This window comes from Succinimonas sp. (genome assembly GCF_045225735.1).
Lineage (GTDB): Bacteria > Pseudomonadota > Gammaproteobacteria > Enterobacterales > Succinivibrionaceae > Succinimonas.
On record NZ_JBGVBR010000012.1, the window covers coordinates 1 to 8,236 of the forward strand.

The 8,236-nt window shown below is 49.1% G+C and carries 7 protein-coding genes; 1 reads left to right on the plus strand and 6 read right to left on the minus strand.

The window, feature by feature from the left end; all coding sequences use genetic code 11:
* Positions 1–179 precede the first annotated feature (179 nt).
* Genes ACJROR_RS00335 through ACJROR_RS00345 form a run of 3 tightly spaced genes read right to left on the minus strand, consistent with a single transcriptional unit; the run spans position 180 to position 5,061 of the window.
* Complete coding sequence (locus ACJROR_RS00335; RefSeq protein WP_406545358.1) at positions 180–1,793, minus strand: sensor histidine kinase; 1,614 nt, start codon at positions 1,791–1,793, stop codon at positions 180–182.
* Positions 1,780–2,520, minus strand: coding sequence for a response regulator (locus ACJROR_RS00340; RefSeq protein ID WP_406038454.1), 741 nt, complete (start codon positions 2,518–2,520; stop codon positions 1,780–1,782). The genes ACJROR_RS00335 and ACJROR_RS00340 overlap by 14 nt, the downstream gene beginning before the upstream one ends.
* Positions 2,521–2,526: 6 nt before the next feature.
* Positions 2,527–5,061 (minus strand): hypothetical protein, encoded by a 2,535-nt coding sequence (locus ACJROR_RS00345; protein ID WP_406545359.1) that lies wholly within the window; start codon positions 5,059–5,061, stop codon positions 2,527–2,529.
* 119 nt (positions 5,062–5,180) lie between these two features.
* Here ACJROR_RS00345 and gmhB point away from each other — a divergent pair, with 119 nt between their 5' ends.
* Complete coding sequence (gmhB, locus tag ACJROR_RS00350; protein WP_406545360.1) at positions 5,181–6,263, plus strand: D-glycero-beta-D-manno-heptose 1,7-bisphosphate 7-phosphatase; 1,083 nt, start codon at positions 5,181–5,183, stop codon at positions 6,261–6,263.
* 121 nt (positions 6,264–6,384) lie between these two features.
* Here gmhB and rraB read toward each other — a convergent pair whose 3' ends face one another.
* The 3 genes from rraB to ACJROR_RS00365 all read right to left on the minus strand — a co-directional run bounded on the left by rraB (position 6,385) and on the right by ACJROR_RS00365 (position 7,947).
* A complete protein-coding gene (gene rraB / locus ACJROR_RS00355) occupies positions 6,385–6,855 on the minus strand; it encodes a ribonuclease E inhibitor RraB (protein WP_406545361.1) in 471 nt (156 codons plus the stop codon).
* A 24-nt stretch (positions 6,856–6,879) separates the two neighbouring features.
* Positions 6,880–7,491, minus strand: coding sequence for a transcriptional regulator (locus tag ACJROR_RS00360; protein ID WP_406545362.1), 612 nt, complete (start codon positions 7,489–7,491; stop codon positions 6,880–6,882).
* A gap of 117 nt (positions 7,492–7,608) precedes the next feature.
* A complete protein-coding gene (locus tag ACJROR_RS00365; RefSeq protein WP_406038444.1) occupies positions 7,609–7,947 on the minus strand; it encodes a P-II family nitrogen regulator in 339 nt (112 codons plus the stop codon).
* Between the last annotated feature and the right edge of the window lie 289 nt (positions 7,948–8,236).

Genomic DNA, 8,236 nt, shown 5'->3' on the forward strand with positions numbered 1-8,236 from the left:
GCCCACACAGATTGTCTAAGCTGTTTGTTAAAGAACTTCGCTGAGCTTTACCCTGTCAGCGAATGCGTATTTTAGAGTTTTTTTGAACCTCGTCAATACTTTTATCAAATTTTTTCAAAAAAATCCCAAAATGGTCATTTTTTGACCAATATTTAGGTTTAGTCCGGAGTGCCATACCGTCAGTTCAGGGGATAGGTGATGGCGATGCGAAGACCATGAGGCTTAATATTCTCGATGTCAATGCTGCCGCCCTGCTTCAGCACCAGATTTCTCACAATGGAAAGCCCTAGCCCCACATGAGCGTCATCAGTGGCGCGGGCCTTATCGAGACGCATGAAGGGCTTGAACACATTCTCCTGCTGATCCTCCGGTATGCCGGGGCCGTTATCCTCAACCATGAGCCTGATGGCATCTGAGTTCTCCTGAAGCCGCACCTTTACCTGCGTTCCATAGCACAGGCTGTTATCAATAAGGTTCTGCAAAATACGATGCATTTCCGTGGGACGGCAGAGAAAGGTATTGGCATTCTTAAACGAGCTTTCCTCCGTGAAGGAAACATCATGACCGTTATCCTGATAATCTGACGCAATGCTTTCCACCAGCGATGACAGTCTGAGCTCCCGGCACTCCTCGCGATTTTCCTCGCTTCTGGCAAAATCCAATGTGGCTCTGACCATCTTGGACATATTGCTGACGGTGTCAATCAGCTTGTTTTTGTCCTCGCAATCCGGCAGCATTTCCGCTCTTAAAACAATGCTGGTAAGCGGAGTTTTCAAATCATGAGAGATAGCAGCCAGAATTCTCGTGCGATCCTGAATGAATGTGGTTATCCGTTCCTGCATGCGGTTGAAGGATTCCAGAAGATCCTTTATTTCCTCCGGGCCGGTAACGGGCAGCGGCTTTGATTCATAGTCATGACTCAGACGATTGACCTGCTTGGTGAGAGTGTGCAGAGGCTGAGTAAAACCGCGTACCAGGAAAAACAGCAAAAAGGCTCCGAACAGCGAAGCAAAAACAATGGTATAAAAAACCCGGGGTGTTACCGTAGGTATTATCACATCAGGTCTGAAATAGGCAAACGCCAGATATTTGCCGTCATTAAGAAGCACCGTTCCATGAGAAGACGGCACGTGCGATTCCAGATAAGACGCCGGAATCATAACCTTATCGGCCATTTCATCCATGGTCATCAGAGAAGAATGATCCTCGTATCGGATAAAGGACTGCTTCAGGCTTTGAGCTGAAACCATGGCCTCCGCAGGCTCCTCTGCGGCGCGTTCGTACATCATGACTTCCGGAGCTGCCGCCGTTTCCGCCTTCCCTTTACGGGAAGCAAAAATACCGAAAAACCGGTTCCCGCTCCCTCTCCGGTCATCCACAAAGATCTCTCCGTCATTGGGAACAGGAAAGTCATCGGCATAGTAATCCGGAGCATCATCGGTCATCATATTGACAGCTCCGGCATCCAGATCAAGAGAGCTTTCGATCTTGGACTCCATGCTTCTGTTCCTGACCGCGGTTTCCAAAGGCTTGTCCGTGATCAGAAAAAACGAGCTTCTGCCGTTCTGTCCCCGGAGCAGGCTTTTTCTGAGCTCGGGAGGAGTGTTATTAAGAATGCGCGCCGTATTGATGATCTTAATGGCTGAAAACTTTAGTCCGGTCTCTGTCCAGCGCTCATGCATATCCCAGAAAAATACGCAGATGATGATAATCTGAATAAGAAACAAGGTGGCCGTGGAGCTCAGCAGAAGCCGCCCCTTGATGGTTCCTGGTAACAGTCTAAACAAGCTCATGCTCAACTTCTGCCGTAAAACAATAACCGCCGCCCCATACCGTCTTAATGATATCCTGGCTGTCAGTGGATTCCCGGAGCTTTTTCCGCAGCCTGCTCACCAGAGTATCAATGGATCGGTCAAACACCTGCGCCGTCCGTCCCCGGGCCAGATCCAGAAGCTGATCCCGGGACAGCGTTTCCGCAGGATGCGTTAGGAATGTCAGCAAAAGGTCATACTCCGCGGTGGAAAGGGCAATCAAGGTTCCGTTATCATCAGTAAGCTCGCGCTTTTGCACATCCAGCCGGAGATTAATAAAACGGTAATATTTCAGATTTTTGGCGCCGGCTTCATCTCCTGAGATTCCCGCTGTTCTTCGCAGCACGGCCTTTATCCGGGCCAGAAGCTCCCGGGGATTGAAGGGCTTCGTCATATAATCGTCCGCCCCGATCTCCAGCCCGACAATGCGATCCGTATCATCGGACATGGCCGTCAGCATGATCACGGGAATTTTGTTCCCGCTGCTTCTGAGCCGCTTGCAGATGGAAACGCCGTCTTCTCCCGGCAGCATGATGTCGAGAACAATGAGATCCGGCTTCTGACTCATAAGAACCGTATCCAGTTCCTTGCCGTCCCTTGCCGTGACAGCTTTGACTCCGTGCTGCTCCAGAAATCTTTTTACCAGATCTCTTATGTCCTGATGATCATCAACCACCGCTATCAGCGGAATTCGCGCAAAGTCTGTCATTATGAGTTATCCCAAAAGTGCTGTCAGTAATTCTCTCAGGCTTCTGAAAAACGGCCTGCGACCGCCATGAGGAGCAAAAACCGCATTAAGATCGGTATCCGGACGCGCCGCAATATACCCGAACAAAGACCTGAGATATGCCTTGTCTGTATTTTCCAACAGATAATCCTTTTTTAAAAGCAGAAATCTCACAATATCCGGCAGGGCATGACTGATGCTGTGGCTCTTCCTGGCGCAGGACTCCACAGCCGTCATATCCGGGACAAAATTCAAAGCGCGTTCCAGTTCGGGCGTCATCAGATCTCCAAGTTCTTCCGGAAACATTTCCTGAAATTCCCGAAACGCCGCAGATAAATCCTGAGATAAGCTATGCAGTTCCGGAATAAAAAGACGTCTGAGGATAACCAGGTCTTCACCGGAATAATCACCGCTGCATCTCTTAAGAACATAATCAGCGACATCTGAAGAAGAGCACCCCTCACCGAAGAAAAACGTTTCCGGATCTGCCGGAGCGGCATGCCACCACGCCGGCAGCGGATAACGGATTTCCCGCAAAGGCAAATTCCGGCGGAATTTTTCTGCCATTATCCCTGCGGCAATCAGGGAATAGCGGTGACACCCCCAGAGACAAATCGCAGAAACCATGCCGCTGGCCGCATCTCTGGTAATGCCGGCATGAACCAGAAAAAATCCGTTTGCTTTCCAAAAGGCATAGGTATCAGGCTTAAACGCAAATGCGGCGCCGATAAAGTCTATGGTATCCGGACAGAATGCGGCCCGCTGCTCCTTAAGATAATGCAGCAGCCGGCTCCCGTATTTCCGCCGTCTCAGTTCCGGCCGCGTTATTATTCTCTCAGCCCTGAGGTACCGCAAAAGGCCGGCGCCGGCAATACCCGCATGCGCCATCAGAGTCTGGGGGAGCAGGTTTCCCGGAGGCTGTCTTTCACCGTTAAACACCGCCGCTGCCAGATCTCCTGTTAGTCCGCCCTCTTCCCGAAAAACCAGAATGCTGCATAATCCGGTCTCGTCATCTCCCTCGTCTTTCCCATTCTCTCTCTCGTTTTTCCCCTCCCCGTCATCATTGCTGTCATCTCCGCCATCCTCATAAAGGAGCAGAACCCGGGCCTCCGGATCCCGGAGCCAGCGCGCCAGATCCTGCGGCGAGGTTTCATAGTGATTCCAGTGAATAATTTCAGATACTTCCCAAAGAGTCTCAGGAACATCAAGAAGCGCGGCAAAATGGCAGCAGGCATACATAAGACGGCCCTGTCTCTCCCGGTGCGCTCCGGCAGCGTCCAGCTTCCGATATAACACCGCCTTTTTCACCCGCCGGGAATTATTTCCGGAGCCCCTGCCGTTTTCAGGATCCGCTATAGAGCTTCTGGTAATAAAATCAGGCAAAAAGAGCGCTTCCTTTAAAAAATCTGACAGTCTGTCGTAACAATAACGGTACCTTTTGGTAAATTCAAAAACATCGGCCTGAAGATCCTTTATGACGATGTTCCGAAAACCCTGACCGCTTCCCTCATAGCCGTCTCCGGTGCTCACCATTAACACCCGCGGGTAAAGCTCCAGGGCTTCTCTCAGCATCGCAACAGGAAGCATCAAAGCTTCCTCTATCACCAGAAACGAAACCTGATCCCGAAGCTTCCGCATATTTTCCCTGGTAACCAAAACAAGTTTGTCCGGGTCATAATTTTTATTGAGAACCCCGCTGGCCCCGAATAGGATACCCGGACGTTTCTGCGCACATTTCTGCGGACATTGCGGAGCCCTCCCGGAAGAGACTTCTTTCCCCGGCTCCTCCGTCAGCTTTGCCAGAATTCTTCTTACTGTTAAGGTCTTGCCGGATCCGCGCGGGCCCGTCAGAAAAATTCTGAAGGAAGGCCGGAAGATGTAATCGGCAGTAACCCTGAAATAAAAATCCTGCTGTTCCGGCGAAAGCTCGCAATCATTCCATCCTGAGCAAGATCCTGCTCCTGCAAATACTGTTTTCCGAGGCTCATTACCGGCGGCACGGCAAAAAAACTCCTTTATAAATTCTCCGGCTTCGGTAAGCTCAGCCGCACTTTCCGGGTCTCGGGTAATAACTCTGAAACCGTAAGAGGCGGCCTTTTCCTTCAGGAATCCTTCATAACGGTCTCCAGTTCCGGAAGCTAAAGCCAGCAAGGAGCCTCCGGCCGCCAGCATGCCGGAAAGCATAAGCAGGGTGTCCATATTAAGACTGTCAAAAACAATTGCCGCGCGGTTCAGGGTACTCCCTTGCAGTTTTTCCAGAAAAGAGAAGGAATAAAACCCCATATCTTCGCAGCGCGGGGAAGCAGCCTTATCCCGGAAATACTCCCTTAGCGCCGCGCTTAAGCGCGGCGACACAAAAACAGGAGCCGGGAAGGAACCGAGGCTGAATACTCCGGCAAATTCCCGGGGTGTCAGCTCCCGCGCCAGAAAAACAAAAGCCAGGGATCTTTCCGCAGAATTTCCTTCCGGATGGGCTTTCTCATTTTCCCGAGCTTTCGGCTCCTCTGATATGGCTCTCCGCATAATTCAAAAGTCCCCCTTGCCCCCGCTGCCGGAAATCATCTCTTTAAATGGAATCGCCGCTCAAATATAATGCATTCCTGACAAATACGAACAATCACTTTCAGTATCAGGGAATCATTATGGGAGCTTCAGCGGTTTTTTTGGACAGGGATGGAGTCATTAATCAGGAATTTGACTACGTGCATACTATTGATGAATTCAAATTCATTAAGAACGTTATTCCCGCCATGAAAATGATAAAGGACAAGGGGTATGCTCTCATAATTGTCACTAACCAGTCAGGAATCGCCCGAGGCTACTATACCGAAGAGGATTTTCTCAAGCTGACAGAATGGATGGACTGGTCGCTCCAGCTGGAAGGAATTCGTCTGGACGGCATCTATTACTGTCCGCATCATCCTACCGAAGGCATCGGGGAATATCGCTGCCAGTGCGACTGCCGGAAACCTGCTCCGGGAATGTTCTACGAAGCCAGAGACTATCGCGATCTTGATTTGGCAAAATGCTACATGGTAGGTGATCGTACCAGCGACATTGAATCCGGAATCAACGCCGGAATCAAAAACAACATTCTGGTGCGCACCGGATACCCCCTAGATGAACAGGGGATTAAAATGGCCTCCGGAGTATTCGATACGCTGATGGATTTTGCCAAGAGCCTCCCGGTTCTCCCGGAAAGCGATCGTCCCAAAAAGCTTAAGCCGAAACAAAAGAACCAAGAGTCCCAAACCGGAGAATCCGCAGCTGAAACTGCCGCATCAGAAACAGCATCCGCCAGAACCGGATCCGCATCCGGAGAACTCCCGGATCCGTCCCGGGAAATTGCAGACTCAGCAGATGATAATTTCATAGACGATGAAGCATTTACCGAAATGACCAGGTCTCCCGAAAGCAAGATCTTCATGGATACAGATGAGGAATGGAGCAGTCCTGAGATGAAAAGCGCCGAAAACAGCCGCCGCCATAATAAAAACGCTGCCGCAAACAAACATCATTCAGGCTCCGGGAACAACGGCCGGCATGGCAAAAATCACGGCGCTGATGATAACAGAGGCAGGAACGGAAATCACGGAGCAACCGGCGGCAGAAACAGACACCATGGCCCGCATGATCACAAAAACCGCGATAACAGAAACACCGGCCATTTTCAGGGCGAGGACTCCGGCTTCGCCCCGTTAAGGAAGCAGCGGAACCACGAATAACGCTCTGATTTCAGGCTCCCAGAACACAGAAACCGGAAAGACAGCGTCTTATCCGGTTTCTTTTTTTCAGGATGAGCGTTCAGAGTTTATCAGGCTCAGAGATTGCCTGAGATCTCTAAAATTATTTGTCACCCGGAGCAGTTTCGTCTTCTTCCAGGTCTTCCTCATCATCAAGCTGAGTGCCCCAGGAATCATAAACAACATCATACTGGTTGCAGACGGGAATAAACTTTTCGATTTCCTGCATTATTTCGTCAGCGTCAATTTTGTGCCAGCTGGCAAAATCCACGGTGAAAATCGTTGAACCGTCAACATCCTCGGTTTCCTCGGCATCGCCGATATCGATGTTCTCCCCGAAAATGCCGTCAATTTCCACCACAAACTTTTCCAGCTTGTTAAAATCAGTACAGGCAAAAAAGTGCTCAATTTCAATGACTTCCTCAGGAGAAGCTCCATCCTGCAAAAGGTCGTTTACAATAGTTTCGCTTTCAGTTCTGATTTCTTCGAGATCATTAAAAAAGGCCACATCCTTAATCGCTGCCAGCGGAACTTCATCGGCCTCTTCTTCATTCATCACAACCTTGTCAGTCATAGCAAATCACTCCAAAAATACAAATTAAAGATCACATTTCTTAAGCTGCTGCCCGTACTTCCGAGCAGTTCCGGAAACCTTCTCAGCAAGCTTTTTAAGAGAACTGTTTTTCTTCCAGCTTCCCTTCTTATACCCCTGCCAGCCCTCGTGGTAATTCAGGTACTGGTTATACACATCATTCACCGCCACGCCGTTCTTATCACGGGTTTTTAGTATGTACCAGCTGATAAAATCAAGAGAATCCTTAAAATTCGAGCGGGAACTCCAAAATCCCCCGGCATCGTCCTGATAATCTTCCCAGACTTCATCCTGAGCCTGCGGATAACCATAGGCCGAGCTGCCCCGGCCGTAAGGAATGAACAAAAACCAGCGCATAGGAGGTTTCGCATCATGACGGTACCCGGACTCGTGATAAATAAAGGACATCACAATGTTAATAGGAACCTTTCTCTCAGCATAAACCTCACGGGCGTCATCAAACCAGTCCCGGTTTTCCGTAAAAACAGCGCAAAGATCCCTGGGCTTAGAAGGAACCGGTGTGCTGCAGGCCGTTAATGAAGCCAGCAGAATTCCCGCCAAAAGCAGCCGGGCCAAAAACTGCCGCGCCATACATTTTCTGACAAACGAAAGAGCCATTTCAACAGAGCCTGACGTGTTAAGGAAGCCTTCAATAAAAAACCCCTGTGCCAGATTCCAAAACACAGAGGCTTCACGATACTAAAAGGTATCAAAAAAATGCTGCAAAAGCAAAAACTAAATAGCGTCCTCGTTTTCTTCGCCGGTACGGATGCGGATAACTCTGGCAACATCAGTAATAAAAATCTTTCCGTCGCCGATTTTACCAGTATGAGCTCCCTTGGTGATGGCATCAACGCAGCTGTCAACATCCTCATCCTTTACAACAATTTCCAGCTTGGCCTTCGGGAGAAAATCAACAACATATTCAGCGCCGCGGTAAAGCTCAGTATGCCCCTTCTGACGGCCAAAGCCCTTTACCTCAGACACTGTCATTCCTGAAATGCCCTTGGCGCTCAGAGACTCGCGAACATCATCAAGCTTGAAGGGCTTAATAATTGCAGTAATTTTTTTCATAGCAGTAAACCTAAACAAACAGAGAGGGAATTATCAATTTAAAGGTATTATACTTGTGAACTGACATATTGTGAATAAACAGTGCGTGATATTTGTGTAATTGTTTAACTTACCACAGAAAAATTTGTGATAATTGCGTAAAATAGGTCAAACTCAGTCAAAAATACCACACAATTCAAACAAATCCACCCTGGTAAAACCCGATACATGGTCATTTTTTGTGGAAATCTACAATTAACCATTATCGCAGTCATCCATCTTCTCCATATCAAAGCTGCGTCATTCATGA

What these genes read in the sequence shown, in the direction of transcription:
- ACJROR_RS00340 (WP_406038454.1), bottom strand. Translation starts at nt 2,520, where the DNA reads ATGACAGACTTTGCGCGAATTCCGCTGATAGCGGTGGTTGATGATCAT.
- ACJROR_RS00335 (WP_406545358.1), bottom strand. Translation starts at nt 1,793, where the DNA reads ATGAGCTTGTTTAGACTGTTACCAGGAACCATCAAGGGGCGGCTTCTG.
- ACJROR_RS00365 (WP_406038444.1), bottom strand. Translation starts at nt 7,947, where the DNA reads ATGAAAAAAATTACTGCAATTATTAAGCCCTTCAAGCTTGATGATGTT.
- rraB (WP_406545361.1), bottom strand. Translation starts at nt 6,855, where the DNA reads ATGACTGACAAGGTTGTGATGAATGAAGAAGAGGCCGATGAAGTTCCG.
- gmhB (WP_406545360.1), top strand. Translation starts at nt 5,181, where the DNA reads ATGGGAGCTTCAGCGGTTTTTTTGGACAGGGATGGAGTCATTAATCAG.
- ACJROR_RS00345 (WP_406545359.1), bottom strand. Translation starts at nt 5,061, where the DNA reads ATGCGGAGAGCCATATCAGAGGAGCCGAAAGCTCGGGAAAATGAGAAA.
- ACJROR_RS00360 (WP_406545362.1), bottom strand. Translation starts at nt 7,491, where the DNA reads ATGGCTCTTTCGTTTGTCAGAAAATGTATGGCGCGGCAGTTTTTGGCC.